This window comes from Clostridium sp. 1001283B150210_160208_E6, from assembly GCF_015669365.1.
Classification (GTDB): Bacteria; Bacillota; Clostridia; order Clostridiales; family Clostridiaceae; genus Clostridium; species Clostridium paraputrificum.
Map to the genome: position 1 here is coordinate 65432 of NZ_JADPAA010000001.1, position 16605 is coordinate 82036.

Annotated in this window: 21 protein-coding genes and 1 pseudogene; 7 read left to right on the top strand and 15 right to left on the bottom strand. The window is 29.5% G+C overall.

Annotation, left to right across the window (positions count from 1 at the left end; genetic code table 11):
• Nucleotides 1–54: 54 nt before the first annotated feature.
• The 6 genes from I4V16_RS00395 to I4V16_RS00420 form a co-directional block, all read right to left on the bottom strand.
• Nucleotides 55–246, bottom strand: a complete 192-nt coding sequence (locus I4V16_RS00395; protein WP_195572370.1) for a hypothetical protein — start codon at nt 244–246, stop codon at nt 55–57.
• Nucleotides 236–457 (bottom strand): hypothetical protein, encoded by a 222-nt coding sequence (locus tag I4V16_RS00400; RefSeq protein WP_195963245.1) that lies wholly within the window; start codon nt 455–457, stop codon nt 236–238. Before I4V16_RS00400 ends, I4V16_RS00395 begins: the two co-directional genes overlap by 11 nt.
• A complete protein-coding gene (locus tag I4V16_RS00405; protein ID WP_055254704.1) occupies nt 457–732 on the bottom strand; it encodes an AbrB/MazE/SpoVT family DNA-binding domain-containing protein in 276 nt (91 codons plus the stop codon). Before I4V16_RS00405 ends, I4V16_RS00400 begins: the two co-directional genes overlap by 1 nt.
• Before the next feature lie 55 nt (nt 733–787).
• On the bottom strand, nt 788–937 hold the full coding sequence (locus I4V16_RS00410; RefSeq protein ID WP_195572366.1) for a hypothetical protein: 150 nt from the start codon (nt 935–937) through the stop codon (nt 788–790).
• Nucleotides 938–1099: 162 nt separating this feature from the next.
• Entirely contained in the window at nt 1100–1771 is a 672-nt protein-coding gene (locus tag I4V16_RS00415; RefSeq protein ID WP_347707990.1) for a BRO family protein, read from the bottom strand.
• Between the two features lie 14 nt (nt 1772–1785).
• Nucleotides 1786–1992: a helix-turn-helix transcriptional regulator gene (locus tag I4V16_RS00420; RefSeq protein ID WP_195572364.1), complete on the bottom strand. Its 207-nt coding sequence runs from the start codon at nt 1990–1992 to the stop codon at nt 1786–1788.
• Between the two features lie 208 nt (nt 1993–2200).
• Here I4V16_RS00420 and I4V16_RS00425 point away from each other — a divergent pair, with 208 nt between their 5' ends.
• The 5 genes and pseudogenes from I4V16_RS00425 to I4V16_RS17375 form a co-directional block, all read left to right on the top strand.
• A complete protein-coding gene (locus tag I4V16_RS00425) occupies nt 2201–3019 on the top strand; it encodes a helix-turn-helix transcriptional regulator (protein ID WP_195963244.1) in 819 nt (272 codons plus the stop codon).
• A gap of 20 nt (nt 3020–3039) precedes the next feature.
• Nucleotides 3040–3510 (top strand): ImmA/IrrE family metallo-endopeptidase, encoded by a 471-nt coding sequence (locus tag I4V16_RS00430; RefSeq protein ID WP_195572360.1) that lies wholly within the window; start codon nt 3040–3042, stop codon nt 3508–3510.
• Between the two features lie 70 nt (nt 3511–3580).
• Entirely contained in the window at nt 3581–4579 is a 999-nt protein-coding gene (locus tag I4V16_RS00435; RefSeq protein ID WP_195572351.1) for an SAP domain-containing protein, read from the top strand.
• Between the two features lie 39 nt (nt 4580–4618).
• Nucleotides 4619–6367: a recombinase family protein gene (locus I4V16_RS00440; RefSeq protein WP_243282776.1), complete on the top strand. Its 1749-nt coding sequence runs from the start codon at nt 4619–4621 to the stop codon at nt 6365–6367.
• Nucleotides 6249–6539, top strand: a pseudogene (locus I4V16_RS17375) (FAD-dependent oxidoreductase); the annotation flags it as partial. The gene I4V16_RS00440 and the pseudogene I4V16_RS17375, both read left to right, overlap by 119 nt.
• Before the next feature lie 43 nt (nt 6540–6582).
• Here I4V16_RS17375 and deoC read toward each other — a convergent pair.
• Entirely contained in the window at nt 6583–7248 is a 666-nt protein-coding gene (gene deoC, locus I4V16_RS00445) for a deoxyribose-phosphate aldolase (protein ID WP_049179082.1), read from the bottom strand.
• Nucleotides 7249–7320: 72 nt separating this feature from the next.
• Nucleotides 7321–8181 carry a D-alanyl-D-alanine carboxypeptidase family protein gene (locus I4V16_RS00450; RefSeq protein ID WP_049179083.1) on the bottom strand — a complete coding sequence of 287 codons (861 nt, stop codon included), beginning with the start codon at nt 8179–8181 and terminating at the stop codon, nt 7321–7323.
• 254 nt (nt 8182–8435) lie between these two features.
• On the opposite strand from I4V16_RS00450, the gene I4V16_RS00455 reads away from it, so the two are divergent.
• Nucleotides 8436–8885 (top strand): DUF2953 domain-containing protein, encoded by a 450-nt coding sequence (locus I4V16_RS00455; protein WP_161954370.1) that lies wholly within the window; start codon nt 8436–8438, stop codon nt 8883–8885.
• Nucleotides 8878–9363 (top strand): GerW family sporulation protein, encoded by a 486-nt coding sequence (gene ytfJ, locus I4V16_RS00460; RefSeq protein ID WP_049179085.1) that lies wholly within the window; start codon nt 8878–8880, stop codon nt 9361–9363. The genes I4V16_RS00455 and ytfJ overlap by 8 nt, the downstream gene beginning before the upstream one ends.
• Before the next feature lie 63 nt (nt 9364–9426).
• On the opposite strand, the gene scpB is transcribed toward ytfJ, so the two are convergent.
• The 7 genes from scpB to spoIIM form a co-directional block, all read right to left on the bottom strand.
• Entirely contained in the window at nt 9427–10035 is a 609-nt protein-coding gene (gene scpB, locus I4V16_RS00465; RefSeq protein WP_180269557.1) for an SMC-Scp complex subunit ScpB, read from the bottom strand.
• Nucleotides 10028–10777, bottom strand: a complete 750-nt coding sequence (locus tag I4V16_RS00470; protein ID WP_049179087.1) for a segregation/condensation protein A — start codon at nt 10775–10777, stop codon at nt 10028–10030. Before I4V16_RS00470 ends, scpB begins: the two co-directional genes overlap by 8 nt.
• Before the next feature lie 118 nt (nt 10778–10895).
• Nucleotides 10896–12077 carry a D-alanyl-D-alanine carboxypeptidase family protein gene (locus I4V16_RS00475; RefSeq protein ID WP_099329936.1) on the bottom strand — a complete coding sequence of 394 codons (1182 nt, stop codon included), beginning with the start codon at nt 12075–12077 and terminating at the stop codon, nt 10896–10898.
• A gap of 137 nt (nt 12078–12214) precedes the next feature.
• Complete coding sequence (locus I4V16_RS00480; protein WP_099329935.1) at nt 12215–13519, bottom strand: pyrimidine-nucleoside phosphorylase; 1305 nt, start codon at nt 13517–13519, stop codon at nt 12215–12217.
• Between the two features lie 20 nt (nt 13520–13539).
• The gene (locus tag I4V16_RS00485; RefSeq protein ID WP_099329934.1) at nt 13540–14709 is read right to left on the bottom strand and encodes a phosphopentomutase; all 1170 of its coding nucleotides are present in this window, start codon (nt 14707–14709) and stop codon (nt 13540–13542) included.
• A gap of 53 nt (nt 14710–14762) precedes the next feature.
• Nucleotides 14763–15641 carry a tyrosine-type recombinase/integrase gene (locus I4V16_RS00490; RefSeq protein ID WP_049179091.1) on the bottom strand — a complete coding sequence of 293 codons (879 nt, stop codon included), beginning with the start codon at nt 15639–15641 and terminating at the stop codon, nt 14763–14765.
• Nucleotides 15642–15726: 85 nt separating this feature from the next.
• Nucleotides 15727–16359: a stage II sporulation protein M gene (gene spoIIM, locus I4V16_RS00495; RefSeq protein WP_099329933.1), complete on the bottom strand. Its 633-nt coding sequence runs from the start codon at nt 16357–16359 to the stop codon at nt 15727–15729.
• Nucleotides 16360–16605: the final 246 nt, after the last annotated feature.

Here is a 16605-nt window from a genome sequence, read left to right on the forward strand (position 1 = left end):
TACTATTTAAAAGTAATAATTGTACTGTTTTTCTGCTAAATATTCTCCTCAAGCCTAACAACTCCTTAAATATACATTTAGATTCATATAGAATAATCTCATAAAGTCTTTTTTATTTGTTTTTACCCCAAAAGCTATTCTATTAATCTTGATATCATCTTCTGTCATTTTCATTACCTCTGAAATAGTAGCTTGTCCATGTTTTATTAATACTGCTTTTATTCCTGTGATTTCCTTATTTCCCATTGTTACTTCCTCCAGCATAATACCTATCCAACTCAACTTTAACTTTTTTATAAAGATTTTTTTCTGTTTTTAAATCTCTAGACAATATTCTTGAAGTGTCGATATCTCCAATAGAATCACATATATCAACTGTGTTTTGTTTTCTTTTTATGCTTGTCCCTAAAGCATGCTTTAGAGCATTTAACTCATACTTACTCAAACCATTAAACATTATTTATCTCTCCTAATATCATCAACCATCTGTCTATATTTATTAAATTCATCTATACACTTTGGACATAATTTTATTCCCAAAACCTCTGTTAAGTTATCTGTTTCATTACAACAATGACATCCTGGAGTATACTTTTTTAAAATTATGTTATCCCCATCTGTAAAGAATTCTACAGGATCACCTTCATTGATATTTAATACTTTTCTTGTTTCCTTTGGTAAAGTTACTCTTCCTAACTCATCAAGTTTTCTAATTATTCCAGTTGCTCTCATGATATTACCTCCTGAAAATTAACAAAATCCTACTTTTTAATCATTTGATATTTAACTATTTATCTATTTCTCTCGCCTTCTCAATCACCCCTTTCATAGTGTTAACACCATATTTTTTTATTAATCCATTTGCTAAGACTCTATGGAACTCTTTAATAGTTTCTTCATCTGGAGCTACTCCAACAACAAATTCGAAATCTTTCATACAAAATTCCTTTAAAAAATTAATCTGTAATATACTATTCAAATATAAGTTTGAGGTTACTAAACTCTAATCAAAATTAATCATCACTATCTATCTTTTTTGGGCCCTACTTAATCTTCTTCAAATAATTTAACGTCATTCATTCTTCTATGACTCCTTCCTTTAATCCCATATTCCGATTTGTTGAGGTCTATCAAGTTTTACTATCCTTATACTTTCGTCAATAACAGGTAATACTTTTTTATAACTGTCTAAGTCTAAATCTTCCCACTTACTAATGCCTAACAACAAAAATACTCTTGCCTTAACTTGCTCATATTCATCATCTGCTCTTAATATCCCTAATCTTTTCTTTATATAGCTTGATATATCTGATTTTGTCTTACTTTTAATCTTATAATATTCTTTTACCTCTGATAACTTGTCCTCAAATATGCTATTTACCAATGTTGTAAGTTGTCCTTTAAATTCATTGATTGAATTTTGATTGTTTTTATAAGAGCCTGTTTTTCTTATCTGTGGTAATACTTCATCAGTTACCCAATCTTGAAATCTTTCAGCTTCTTTCTTTTTAGATTTAAAAATTAACTTATATACTCCACTTTCTGTTAAAAAGTTTTCTCCTGCATTATTCAACTTTCGGATGTTGGAATTAACAACATCTGAATTCTTTAATTTAATTACTTGCTTATCATTCATCTTTCTTACTACATCTCTTATCGAACTTTCGGCAAGTTCTAAACATTCCCCACAATGATATGGATTAAATAATACTTGTCCATTCCATTCAAATACTTCTACATTGTGATTTTCAAATTTCATTAAGTTATTCACTTTTCTTTTCCTCCTTATCCCGTAATTTTAAAATCTTTAAAAATTTCATCTGTTGTACAGTTATATGCATTAGCTATTCTTACAACTAATTCTGCTGATGGAGTTCTGTGTCCCTGCTCCAATTTATAGAACATACTTTTGCTTATTTTAAGTTTCTCCAACGCTTCTTCTGTATCTAATCCTGCGTTAATTCTTCTTATTCTTATAGGTGTTATTTTCACTAGACTTTCCTCCCTTCTATATTATTTTTTAGAGCACCTTATGTGAATATAATATCTCATTTTGAGATAATGTTAAACTTTTATTTTATCTCATTTCGAGATGATTGGATAGATTATATTTATTTTTCTTTAATATTCTTTTAAAAGCTTTATATTTCTATTGTTTTTATCTCATTTTGTGATAAAATTATCTTAAGAGGTGATTAATATGCTAGGTGATAGAATTAAATATTTAAGAAATCTTTCTGGGTTAACACAAGAAGAATTGTGCAAGCACGTTGATATAGCTCAATCTACATTAGCAATGCTTGAAAGTAATAAAAGGAAGAGTGCTGGTAAAAAGACTCTTTTAAAGCTTTCAGAATTTTTTGGAGTATCTATAAATTATTTTTTAATTGAAGAATTCTGGAATATTCATGAAAGAGAGGAAATTAAGAAAAAAGCTAGAGAGATAATTGAAGGAGAATATCCTATTGACGAAAAAATCTCTGCTGCTATCAATATGTATAAGGCGTACTATTATAGAAGCTTAGAAGCATCTGATTTTAACAATAAACATGCTAAGTTGAACGATTTTATTGCAATGATGCTCAACCAAAAAAATACTAAGGGATATCTACCATCTGATGTCTATGAAGAACTAGTTAAAATATATGGAGTAAAAGAAGGTATTAAAAACGGAAGCAGTTACTTTAGTTGTAATAATATTGGCACAAGCATTAATGTTCCGACTGCAAAAGTTTATTCAGATGATGAAAGAAAACTTATTGATAATTACAATAAACTAAACAACTTAGGTAAAAAGAAATTACTTGAATACAGTAATGATTTAACTGAAACCCCTAAATACAAAAAAGAAGAAAATAACAAATTGGTTGAACTCCCTACCAAAAAGAAATTCATATGGGAAGAGCCAGGAAAAGAGCATTTAATGCCAATAGCTTCTCATGATAGAAACGGTGAATTTACAGAAGAAGATTATAAACATGATGAAGATCTTATGAAGGACGATGATTTTTGGAAATAGATGCATAAGGGTGATTGAGATTGACATATGATGAATTATTAATAGAAGCTGATAAGCTCGGAGTAATAGTTAAGGAAGCTACCTTAAGAACAGTTGATGGTAAGTGTTATGGCAATAGAATCGCAATAGATTCATCTTTATCTGAACGTGAAAAAGCCTGTGTACTTGCAGAAGAATTATCACATTACAAACTTTCTGTTGGTAATATAAGTGATCAAAGTAATTCTAATAACAGAAAACAAGAACTCTTGGCCCGTAAAGACTGCTATGAAAAACTTATTACTCCAGAGTGTATAATTAAAGCAATTCTATCTGGAACAGATAACATTTACGAATTATCAGAAATATTAAGTGTACCTGAAAGTTTTCTGCTTGATACTATAAAGCACTATAGAAAGAAATACGGTATTTACTATGTTGGTAAAACTCATCTACTAACATTCGAGCCGTTAAATGTTATAGACTTTCAACCAATACGACAAGCAAAATAAGTATTCAGCTACTTTGTAGCTGTTTATTTTATAGCTTAAAATAGCATCTATTTGCAAAGGAGATGATTTTATGGGATTTTTAGATTTTTTTAAAAGAAAAAAGAAAAGCACTTCAAATATAGATAATACTTTTAAATATAATAAAATAACGACTAATGATATATCTGATGAAGTCCAACATACTAATTATAAAAGATTACAATCTATTTCAGTATTTTTAAACTGGGCGCAAAAAGGATATCCTATAGGAAATCTTGATTCATATCCTATCTATATGAAATATGAATTAAACATAATTGATCCTTCACAGTTTCACATTGAAATGATTTCTGATGGTTATTTAGAGAAACCTAATTTTGATACATTATTTACTTATTTTAAAGTCCCAGAATTAAAACAAATTTTGAATGATAATAATTTACCTAAAAGCGGAAATAAAGCTACTCTAATTGAGCGTATTTTAAATAATGTTTCTAATGATTCATTAAAAAAAATCCAAAATAATTTTACTGGTTATGTTTTATCTGAAAAAGGTAAGGAATTTATTAATAGACATTATGATTTCATTGAAATGCATAAAAGCTCTAAATGGATGATATCTTTAGATGAATATATCTCCAAAAAGAACCAGTTGAAATTTAATGCAAGTTTCAATGATATAGCTTGGGGAATATTTAATGATAGAAATATTCAATATGTCTCAGAGAAACATTGGGGACTTGCTCGAAATAATATATTAAATATGTCTGAACTTTTAGTTAAGGAAAATAAACTTAAGGATGCCCTGTATTTTCTCTTAGCTGTACTTTATTATGACTTAAGTGGCTTAGGCAATAATAATATTCTTTATGAATTTAAAAATATAACTTATGCTCCAGGAATAATTGATAGAATTTTAAAATTAAAGGAATTCTATTCTGATGATTTAATAGACAGTTGTGCATTTTTAAATCAACTACCTTTTTCTTATTTTTCTATCGATACATTTAAACTTATAGTAAATGATTTAATAGAAAATGATGAGATAAATCTGAATGATTATAAAAAATATATTAATGAACCTAAATAAAACTCTCACGGAAATATTTTAGTCTAAGGAGATGATAAATTGAACACCATTGCTATTTATACTCGTAAATCTAAATTCACCGGAAAAGGTGAATCTATTGAAAACCAAATAGAAAAGTGTAAAAAATTCATCGAATTTAAATTTAATATCGATAGTGAAAATGTAAATATTTTTATTGATGAAGGTTTTAGTGGTAAAAATGAAAATAGGCCTCAATACCAATTAATGATGGAAAAGATTAAAAAGAAAGAAATAGACTCTATAGTTATATATCAACTTAATAGACTTGGTAGAAATGCTAGAGATATACATAATACTATGCAATTATGTGATGATCTTGGAGTCATAATTTATAGTGCTACTGAAGGTTTTGATAGTTCTACTAGCTTTGGTAGAGCCGTTATAGGTATACTTGCTTCATTAGCTCAACTAGAGCGTGAACAACTTGCTGAACGTGTAAAAGATAACATGTATACCCTAGCTAAAATGGGTAGATGGCTTGGAGGTCAATCACCTTTAGGTTTTGATGGTTCTAGAGAATACTATATTGATGAAACTGGTAAAGAACGTTCTATTACCAAATTAAAAAAGAATGAGGAAGAATTAAAGTTAGTTAAACTATTATATGATAAATATCTTGAAGAAAAATCTTTATCACAAGTTGGAAAATGGGCGCTTATTAATCATCTTACAGGAAAAAACGGAGGTAATTTAAATAAAAACGCAATCAATGTAATTCTCCAAAATCCTGTTTATGTAAAATCTTCAAAAGAAGTATTTGATTATCTAGCAAATGAAGGTTATGAGGTATGCGGCGAACCAAACGGAAATGGTCTTTTACGCTATGGTAAAGATGATGAACAAATAGTAGCAACTGCTAAACATAAAGGGGTAATACCTTCTGATAAATGGATAGAAGTTCAGAAGATATTAAAAGATAATGTATCTAAAGCCCCACGTATGGGAAAAACCAACACTGCTCTTCTTACTGGTTTATTACGTTGTAAATGCGGATCTACAATGAGAATCTCATATGGTCAAAAAAGAAAAGATGGAACTAAACCATTTTATTATATTTGTAATATGAAAATTAATAGCGGTGGTGCTAGATGTAATTTAAAAAATTTAAATGGTAATTTATTCGAAAAGAATTTCATTCAATTTCTAAAAAATTATAGTAAAGAAACATTATTTGCTGAATTGCAAAAACTACTAAATAATAGTAAAGATTTAGAGTCTACTATATCATCTAATAAAATTGATGTTGAAATTGAAAAATCTAATAAAGCTATAAAGCAAATATTAAACAAACTAAAATTAACTGATGATGATGAACTTTCAAAAATATTATTACAAGAAATTAAAGTTGAAAACAATAAGCTAAAAGCATTAAGTAAACAAAAGGAAGAATTACTAAATGATCAATCTGAGGTTGTTATCACTCAATCTGAAGTTCTTGCAATCTTAGATGATTTAGATAATTTTCAAAAAACTTTTGATGATTTAAATTTAGAAGATAAACAAAAAGCATTAAAATCACTGATAGAATCTATCACTCTAACTGATGATAAATTTATAGTCGATTTTAATATTAAAAAAAAACTAGATAATGCTATAAAAAAATTATCTAGTCTATTCGCAAAATATAAATCATCGCAATTAAGACATCCATGCAGAAGCTATATGTACAGGAACTCTAGCTGGTCACAATGCAGTAAGACTAGCACTTGGATTACCACTTCTTATTCTTCCAAGTTCAATTGCCATTGGAGATATAATTTCATATGAAAATGAACAATCTAAAACTAGAGATGGAAGAAAGGTAAGATATACTTTTGCAGGTGCTGGCTACTTTAAGAGAATGCAAGAATTAGGACTATATACACTTAATATAAAAGAAATCAAGAATAAAGTAACTAAACTTAATTTAGATAATATATTTAATACAAAACTTTGTTAAAAGCATAAGTAAAAGAGCTGTTTATTAAAACAGCTCTTTATTATTAATATCCTGTTACTTCTTCTTTGTTAATTATCTTTATAATTGAACTTGTTCCAAGTCTTGAAACACCAAGGTTAATAAAATCTTCTGCAGTAGCTAAGTCTCTTACTCCCCCAGCTGCCTTAATCTTTACATTTGGTCCAACATGCTTAACGAAAAGTTCTATGTCTTCTCTAGTTGCTCCACCTGTTCCAAATCCAGTTGAAGTTTTAATGAAGTCTGCACCTGCATTTGTTACAACCTTACACATATTTATCTTTTCTTCTTCAGTTAAGAAGCAAGTTTCTATTATAACCTTAAGTATTTTAGAACCACAAGCCTTCTTTATTTCGCTTATTTCTTCCTCAATTAGGTCATACTTCTTATCCTTTACATGGCCTAAGTTAATAACCATATCTATCTCATCTGCACCATTTGCAATGGCATCCATTGTTTCATAGATTTTTGTAGCTTTTGTCATATATCCATTAGGAAATCCTATTACTGTACAAAGAGCTAATTTATCTCCAACATAATTTTTCGCTTCTCTTATATAAGATGGTGGAATACAAATTGAAGCAACTTCATACTTCATTCCTTCATCACAAATTCTCTTAATATCTTCCCATGTAGCTGTTTGGGATAACAAAGTATGATCAACAGTGCTTAAAATTTTCTTTTTATCCATAACATTACTCCTTTAATTTTTATTCACTTTTAGATTATCAAAAAAAACTAATAATGGCAAACCAACTTTATCCTATTCTGTCATTACCACTTCTTTCATATTCTCACTTTGAAAAGCCATCTTTTCAGCAACATGCTTATAAATCTTATCAGTTTGATTCCATCTATCAGGACAATTTAAAACTACTATAATTATATCTCTCCCATCATGATTAACTGATGATACAAGACACTTTCCAGCTTGACCAGTATATCCAGTCTTAACCCCATTAGCTCCCGGGATTTTCCAAAGGATTTTATTTATATTATTGTAGTCTCTTGAAAAGCCATAAGTATCTTTTCTTATTTCCTTTGTTCCAACCACTTCTCTAAACATATCATACTCCATACCCTTAGCAGTTAAAACAGCTAAATCATATGCAGATGAATAGTGGCCACTTGAATCTAAGCCATGAGGAGATTCAAAATGGGAATCAAGTAAACCTAAACTCTTTGCATAATGATTCATAATTTCTGCAAAGCCTTCAACTGATCCACCAATTCCTTCAGCTAAGGTAATTGCTGCATCATTACCTGACCTATACATTAATCCAAATAATAATTCTTTTATAGCAATTTCCTCTCCTGCTTTATAACCAACCTTAGAGCCTCTTATAGAAGCTGCATTTTTACTTACAGTAAACTTTTCATCTAAGTTTCCTCTTTCTATGGTAATTAAAGCAGTTAATATTTTAGTTGTACTTGCCATTGGTACTAATTCATATCCATTTTGATTAAATAGGATTTGTTTACTTTCCCTGTCCATAGCAATTGCATTTCTTGCACTTACTCTAAAGTTGTCCTTTGTAGATGCAAATACATTCACTTGCATGAATAAAGAACTTAATAATACTGTACTTAATAATATTGATAATTTTCTCGCATAAAGTTTCATCAAAACCACCCTCTAATTCTCTTTTCTAAGTGTAGTTTGTCTAAATAACTAAAAAATAAACCTCTTACCATAAAAAAATAAGAAGTTTATTTTGGATTAATTAGGCAATAATATAAATGTTATATGTTTGGAGGAGTACTATGAAGATTTTCCTAATTATTATCCTTCTTATTTTATTGCTCCCTATTCCTATTAAACTTAGTATTTGCTACAGCAAAGAAAATTATTATATAAAGTTATATAAGTTTACAATTTTGAAAAAACGCACTAAAAATGGGGTAGAAAATAATAAGAAGAAAATCCATCAAAAAAAAGTATATGAAACTAAAAAGAAAAAGACTTCAAATTTCTTTTTCATAAGATCTTTTGATCCCAAGAAAATAATTAAGGCTTTAGATAGGAATAAATTTAAGCCAACTCTAAGACTTGAAGGCTCTCTTTCATACTCCTTAAATGATGCAGCTAAAACTGCCATATCATACGGAGCTATCTCTGCAACAATGCCTTTAATACTTAGAGTAATAAATGTGCTTTTTAAATCAAAAAAATTTAAATTTCCTATTACTCCTCAATTTAAAGATGATTTTATAGTAAATTTTGATATAAAAAGTATAATTTTCTTATCAGTAGCTCAAATTATATATATGTTATTTTTAATAGCAAGAGGGTCAGTGCCCAAAAAGGAGGTAAAAGACAATGAATAATGAACATCCAGTAGAAACTTTAATGAAAAGTACTATGGAAAACTTAAGAGATATGGTTGATGTAAATACCGTTATAGGTGATGTTGTAGAAACTAAGGATGGTAGCTGTATTATTCCAATTTCTAAAGTATCCTTTGGATTTGCATCTGGTGGTTCTGAATTTGGAGAAGCTAACACAAAAGTAAACTCTAACAGTGACTACCCATTTGGTGGTGGTTCAGGTGCTGGAGTATCAGTTAAACCTGTAGCTTTTCTAGTAGTAAAGGATAATGCTGTTAGATTAATGCCTGTAGAACAAGATAATACATATGATAGAATTGTTGATACTGTACCACAAATTATAGATATGGTTAAAGACTTATTTAAGAAGTCTGGAAGTTGCAATGAACAATCTTCTAGTAATACAACACCTGATGTAGACCTATATCCTGATGATTTTGAATCAACAGATAAATCAATTCATTTAGATAACCAATAATTCTCCTCTCAATATTAAAGGGATATTAGAATTACAATTAATAATTCTAATATCCCTAATTATTTATTCTTCACTATCTAAAACAATCTCTTCTTTAAGTTCTTCCTCTTCATCTACAGCATAAAGGTCAAGAGATGGAAGCTCTTTAAGATCATGTAGTCCAAATTGTCTTAAAAATTCTTCTGTTGTACCATAAAGAATTGGTCTACCTGGAACTTCTAATCTTCCAACCTCCTTTATTAAGTCCTTCTCTATAAGCTTTTGAAGGGCACTATCAGACTTAACTCCTCTTATTTCATCAATATCTATTCTTGTAATAGGTTGTTTATATGCAACTATTGCAAGACTTTCTAATGAAGCCTGTGAAAGAGACTGTCTTTTATTTTTCTTTAATAACTTTTGTATGTAATCGCTATGTTCTGCCTTAGTAACTAATTGATAAGCACCATTTATAGATATAAGCTTTATTCCTCTTGATATTTCATCATATTCCTTAATCATTTCCTCTAATAACTCTTCTACATATTTAGGAGTAGCTTCAAGGTTAATTGCTATATCTCTTAATGATAGAGGTTCTCCACTTACAAATAGCATTGCTTCAATTATTCCTTTTTGAGTATCTTTTCTTGATACTTCCTTAAACTCAAATTGTCCTATGTCAAATTTATTCAACCTCTTCTTCACTCCTTTCAATTAATATTTCTCCAAAACTTCCTGTTTGGTATACTTTTACCATTCTTTGTTTCATAAGTTCTAAAAGTGCTAAGAAGGTAACAACACATTCAAGTTTACATTCACATTCCATCATTAGGTCTGAAAACTCTGTAATCTTTTTTTCTTTTAACTTTTCAAAAAGATAATCCAATTTATCTTCTATCTTATATTTATCAACATATATTTTCTTCTGTATTACATTTCCTTTGTTTTGCTTATTTAAATATATCTCCAGAAGATTATTATAAATATTATATAAATCAAGTAAGGTTACATTTCTTAATAATTCATCATTATCTACTGGTCCTTTAATCTCCTCTATTACTTCTGGCTTCTTGGTATAAATATTACCAGAGCTTGTATACTTTCCTTTAAAGAACTCAGTTGCCTCTTTAATCTTTTTATAGATAATAAGCTTTTCTAATAACTTCTTTTCTATATCTTCTTCATCTTCCTCTTCAACCTTATGCTTAGGGAGAAGTGTCTTGGATTTTATCTCTATTAAAGTTGCAGCAACCACTATAAATTCAGAAGTTATCTCAAGATCCATTTCCTTCATCTCATCTAAATATCTTAGATATTGATTAGTAACCTTATATATCTCAACATTATAGATATTCATTTTATTCTTTTTTATTAAATGCAGCAATAAGTCAAAGGGCCCTTCAAAGTCAGCCACTTTAATCTTAGGTAATTCCATTAAAATTCCACCTTACTCTTCTATTTCATACATTTAGTCATACCATATTATAATACCAATTTTGAGCTAATTAGACAAGCTAAAAAGGTGATAGAAGTACACTTCTATCACCTTTAAATTACTTAAATATATTCTTTATATTATACTTGATAGAATCAAAGATTCCACCCTTCTTAACATCTCTATCACAATAAATTTTAACTTCTCCTACCTTTTCTTCACCAAGGTATACTTCACATTTACCTACTATATCTCCTGCTTTGTATTCATCCTTAGCTTCATCCATGACGACCTTCTTAACTAATTCGCCGCTATTTCCCTTTGGTACTACAACTTCTAGATCATCCTTAGCCTTAGCCATAAAGAATCTATCAGTTTGTTTACCCATTTGTACCTTATCTACATCTTCATCCTTAGATACAAGCTTCTTCCCTTCATATTTAGAGAATCCATAATTCATTAATATTCCTGCATCTCTATTTCTGATTTTATATGTAGGTGCTCCCATAATTACAGCTAACATTCTTACTCCACTTCTTTTTGCAGTAGCAGAAATACAATACTTAGCTTCATTAGTAAATCCAGTTTTTAATCCATCACAACCTTCAAAAAATCTTACAAGCTTATTATGGTTAACTAATTCAATTGGAGATTTTCTTCCTTCTGAGATTGTTTCCATATAAGTTCCTGAATATTTTAATATAGTTGGATGCTTTAATAATTCACGAGACATTAATGCTATATCTCTTGCTGTTGAAAGATGCCCTTCACATGGAAGTCCATTACAATTTTTAAATGTAGTGTTTTTCATACCTAACTCTTGGCATCTTTTGTTCATCATATTTACGAAATCTTCTTCAGTGCCACCTAGGTATTCAGCTAAAGCTACAGCAGCATCATTACCAGATGCTATTGCTACACCTTTTAATAATTCTTCTACTGTTCTAACTTCTCCTGTATCTAGTAACATTGTGCTTCCGCCCATTTTCTTTGCATTTTCACTACATGTTACCTTGTCATCTAATTTAATTTTGCCACTATCTACAGCCTCCATAGTTAAAAGCATAGTCATAATTTTTGTTACAGAAGCTGGAGCAAACTTTTCATCTACGTTGTTTTCATACAGGATTTTCCCTGAAATAGGCTCCATAAGTAAATATGATTTTGCTTCTATACTATTTACTCCTCCACCTTTTGACTCTTCTTCCTTAGCACTTGTTAATATTCCTGCAGGTAATAATAAAATAGACAGTATAATCATTAATGATAAAGATATTTGTTTAATTATTTTCTTATTCATTTATCTTCCTCCCTTCAAGAATATTGTTTCCAAGTAATAAAAAAATATCACACTTTGTCGAATTATATAAATTCAAACAAAATAAAAACTGTCTACGCAGATGTTTTTAATCATCTACGAGACAGTTGTTTACTAAATTAACGTATTATATCATATATTAATGGAATCTTTTCTTCATATTCATCAGAAATTTGGATATCATTAAGTATCTTATCAACAGCTTTATGACCTTTGTTTTCATCGTTAGCGTATACTCTAGCTAAGATATCTCCTTCAGATACCTTTTCTCCTCTTTTCTTGCATAAAACAATTCCTACAGCTAAATCTATAACACTTTCCTTCGTTGCCCTTCCTGCACCTAACTCCATTGCAGTTAAGCCCATTTCTTCAGCATGAATTTTTGAAATTGTTCCAGACTTATTAGCTTTAACTTCTATAATATACTTAGCCTTAGGTAAAAGATCTGTATTATCAACATAAGCTGGGTCCCCACCTTGTGCCTTAACAAATTCTTTTAGCTTTTCTAAAGCTTTACCATTTTTAATATTTTCTAAAAGAAGCTTCTTTCCTTCTTCAAAGCTTTCAACTTTATTAGCTAAAATAAGCATATTACTTCCTAAAGTTAATGCTAGTTCAAGCAAGTCTTTAGGACCATTTCCATTTAAAGTATCAATAGCTTCCTTTATTTCTAATGCATTACCAATAGCGTATCCTAATGGTTGATCCATATCTGAAATTACTGCTATTGTATTTCTTCCTACATTTTTACCTATAGAAACCATCTCTTCTGCCAAGGCCTTTGCATCCTCTGGAGTTTTCATAAATGCTCCATCTCCAACCTTAACATCAAGAACTATTCCATCTGCACCTGAAGCTATTTTCTTACTCATTATACTTGATGCTATAAGAGGCATGTTATCAACTGTAGCAGTTACATCTCTTAAGGCATATAGTTTCTTGTCAGCAGGTGCTAAATTAGCTGTTTGGCCAATTACTGCTATTCCTATATCATTTACATTTTCCATGAACTTTTCTTCTGAAAGCTCTACTGAAAATCCTTTAAATGATTCAAGTTTATCAATTGTTCCACCTGTATGACCAAGTCCTCTACCACTCATTTTTGCAACTGGCACTCCACATGAAGCTACCATAGGTGCTAAAAGTATAGTAGTAGTATCACCAACTCCACCTGTTGAATGCTTATCAACTTTAATTCCTTGGATTTTATCTAGGTTTAAAGTTTCTCCAGAGTGAACCATAGACATTGTAAAGTCTGCTGTTTCTCTCTTATTCATACTATTAAAGAAAATAGACATAAGTAAGGCAGATGCTTGATAATCAGGTATTTCTCCCCTTGTAAATCCTTGAATGAAAAAATCTATCTCTTCCTTAGATAGTTCTTCTCCTCTTCTTTTTTTCAATATGACATCATACATTCTCATATGCCACAGTCCTCCTATCTTTAGATAATCTCATTTATAAAGGATTTACCTTCTAAATTATTATCTATTCCTAAGTAATCCAAAATACTTTTTCCTATATCAGTAAAGGAATCTCTTATTCCTAATTCAGTTCCACCCTTAACTTGCTTACCATATACAAGTATTGGTATGTACTCTCTAGAATGATCCGTACTTTCTGTTGTAGGGTCACACCCATGGTCAGCTGTAATAATTAAAATATCTTCATCTCTTAGCTTTGAATATATTTCATTAAGTCTGCCATCAAAATCCTCTATTGCTTTTCCATATCCTTTTGGATCATTTCTGTGACCATAAAGCATATCAAAATCCACTAAATTTGTGAATATTAACCCATTATCAATCTTATCCATATATTCTAGAGTCTTATCAACTCCATCCATGTTATTCTTTATGTGAACAGCCTCCGTAACACCTTTTCCATTATATATATCTTCTATTTTTCCAACAGCAGCTACACTCATCCCATTTTCTTTTATATATTCTAAAGCTGTCTTACCAAATGGATCTAAAGCATAATCTCTTCTGTTTGAAGTTCTTTTAAATGATCCAACTTCTCCAACAAAAGGTCTAGCAATTACTCTACCAACAACATCTTCTCCAACTAACATTTCTCTTGCTATTTCACACATTTTATAAAGGTTATCTAAACCAACAACCTCTTCATGTGCAGCTATTTGGAATACACTATCAGCTGATGTATAAATTATTGGATATCCTGTCTTTACATGCTCTTCTCCTAGCTCTTCAATAATTGCAGTTCCAGAGGCAACTTTATTACCTAAAATCCCATCTATCTTTGCTTTTTCCTTAAACTCATTTATTATTTTATCTGAGAAACCATCAGGATAGGTATTTAGAGGTTTATCAAGAATTACGCCCCCAATTTCCCAATGTCCTGTTACAGTATCTTTACCAATTGATTTCTCACTACCCTTTCCAAAGGCACCAATAACACTTTCTTCCTTTCCTAATGCCTTAACACCCTCAATATTACCAAGACCTAACTTCTTTAAGTTTGGTATATTAAGTCCGTTGCAAGCTTCAAAAGTATGGTCTAAAGTATGACTTCCTTTATCTCCATACATTTGTGCATCAGGCATCTCTCCTACTCCAACACTATCTAAAACTATAAGCACTACTCTTTTCATAAGTAAAACTCCTTTCTCTTCTATACTTATCTTTTGTAAAATTGATAAAATTATTATGCTCTAGGATGAGTATTACGATAGATTAAATTAATTTTATCACTATTTATTATTTCATAATAGGTATCCATGTAAGTTAACACTTGATTTCCAAGTAACTTTTGCACTGCCCTAACATTAGCTCCATTTTGAAGTAAGTGTACTGCAAAAGAATGTCTAAATGTATTTAGATTAACATCCTTATCAATTCCTGCTCTATGGGAATACTCTTTTACTATTCTCCATATACCTTGTCTTGTTAACTTTTGGCCATTAAGATTTACAAAAAGGTTTGTTACTCCTGCATCTGCAACTTGATCCCTTATTGCAAGATATTCTTCAATTGCCCTACAAGCACTTCTTCCTATAGGAATAAGCCTTTCAAAATGCTTATTATCTATACATTTTACAAATGATAAATCTAAATTTACATCTTCAACATTTACAGATATCAATTCTGATACCTTCATTCCTGTTGCATACATTAACTCTAAAAGCGCATTATCTCTAATTCCTTTTGGACCATCTTTATCAACAGACCTTATTATTTTATCTACTTCATCAACAGTTAAAATTTGTGGTAATTTCTTTGTGGTTCTGCTACTCTTATAACTTATCTTTGGAATATCATTAACTAATGACCTACTTTTTAAATAGCCATAAAAGCTTCTCAAACTTATAACTATTCTATTAATAGAACGCTCAGATTTACCTTGGTTTAAGAGATGTTGTATATAACCCATTATTGCTACATTATCTGAGGTATACAAATTCATTTCTTTCTTTTCTAGGTACTTAGAATAAAGATTTACATCAGTTACATAGGCATATACAGTGTTCTCACTTTTATCATTTTGTAACAAATAATCTTTATAATTATTTATAATTTCTATCATTGCTCTCTCCTACACCATTATTTATATTATATATTCGACAAATTAATCTTTTTCCCTTCATTTCTCTTCCTATGTTTCTTTCTTTTTATAAATAGAATTTAGTAACCACAAATTTAACTATGCTTGGACACACATAAGTTTCAAGTATAACTCCTAAAACAAATAATCCTAATAAAACAATAAGATAGCTTCCTATACCATTTAGATTAATATTTACAGGAATAGACTTCTTTGAAAACTTTTCTTTTAATTTTTCTGTAGACATTGATAATGCAAATACACTTAAAGCAACATAACATGGAATGTAAATTAAATTTTGTGGAATTGTAGAAACTAAGGCTAGTCCGATTCCTTTTCCTTCAAAAGTTGTAAGTAGAAAACTAAAAGTGTATCCTAAGGTGAATCCTTTTATTAAATCTAATATTAATATTATAGGTGTTCCAAAGAATGTAAAACCTAGAACTATTATTGGGATTATTAATATAAAGTTCTTTTTAACTATATCCAATAATAATGCTCCATAGTCTACAGGCCTCTCACCTATACCATTAACAAAGACAGTAAAGTAACTTGCTAAATCATTTTTATCTCCTTCGTTCATATACCTTACTAAATAAACTCCTATTACAATTCCTACACAAAAGAACAATAAGACTAATAAATAGTAAATCTTGTTTTCCCTAAAAGTTTCATTAATTTTTTCTATAGCACCCTTCATCTCTTACTCCTCCTAAAGTATGTATACCCTATAATATGATTAAAAAAGTAAATTTATGCATAAGACCTAATCATAAATATGTAAATAAAATAATTGTTATAAAAACTTTTTATGGTAAAATTTTGTTATAAAGCCTTAAGGAGGTAACTTATGAATATTAATTTTTTAGAAATTATGGTACTCTTAATAATCTACTTAATAATAAGAAGCATTATGCTTGTTGTTAACAGAAAGAAAGGTAAAAAA

Bases quoted from the DNA above. Each gene is read 5' to 3' on its own strand.
- ytfJ (WP_049179085.1), top strand. From the start codon at position 8,878: ATGAATAATGAACATCCAGTAGAAACTTTAATGAAAAGTACTATGGAA.
- I4V16_RS00425 (WP_195963244.1), top strand. From the start codon at position 2,201: ATGCTAGGTGATAGAATTAAATATTTAAGAAATCTTTCTGGGTTAACA.
- deoC (WP_049179082.1), bottom strand. From the start codon at position 7,248: ATGGATAAAAAGAAAATTTTAAGCACTGTTGATCATACTTTGTTATCC.
- I4V16_RS00395 (WP_195572370.1), bottom strand. From the start codon at position 246: ATGGGAAATAAGGAAATCACAGGAATAAAAGCAGTATTAATAAAACAT.
- I4V16_RS00435 (WP_195572351.1), top strand. From the start codon at position 3,581: ATGGGATTTTTAGATTTTTTTAAAAGAAAAAAGAAAAGCACTTCAAAT.
- I4V16_RS00400 (WP_195963245.1), bottom strand. From the start codon at position 457: ATGTTTAATGGTTTGAGTAAGTATGAGTTAAATGCTCTAAAGCATGCT.
- I4V16_RS00405 (WP_055254704.1), bottom strand. From the start codon at position 732: ATGAGAGCAACTGGAATAATTAGAAAACTTGATGAGTTAGGAAGAGTA.
- I4V16_RS00485 (WP_099329934.1), bottom strand. From the start codon at position 14,709: ATGAAAAGAGTAGTGCTTATAGTTTTAGATAGTGTTGGAGTAGGAGAG.
- I4V16_RS00450 (WP_049179083.1), bottom strand. From the start codon at position 8,181: ATGAAACTTTATGCGAGAAAATTATCAATATTATTAAGTACAGTATTA.
- I4V16_RS00490 (WP_049179091.1), bottom strand. From the start codon at position 15,641: ATGATAGAAATTATAAATAATTATAAAGATTATTTGTTACAAAATGAT.
- I4V16_RS00470 (WP_049179087.1), bottom strand. From the start codon at position 10,777: ATGGAATTACCTAAGATTAAAGTGGCTGACTTTGAAGGGCCCTTTGAC.
- I4V16_RS00480 (WP_099329935.1), bottom strand. From the start codon at position 13,519: ATGAGAATGTATGATGTCATATTGAAAAAAAGAAGAGGAGAAGAACTA.
- spoIIM (WP_099329933.1), bottom strand. From the start codon at position 16,359: ATGAAGGGTGCTATAGAAAAAATTAATGAAACTTTTAGGGAAAACAAG.
- I4V16_RS00475 (WP_099329936.1), bottom strand. From the start codon at position 12,077: ATGAATAAGAAAATAATTAAACAAATATCTTTATCATTAATGATTATA.
- I4V16_RS00410 (WP_195572366.1), bottom strand. From the start codon at position 937: ATGAAAGATTTCGAATTTGTTGTTGGAGTAGCTCCAGATGAAGAAACT.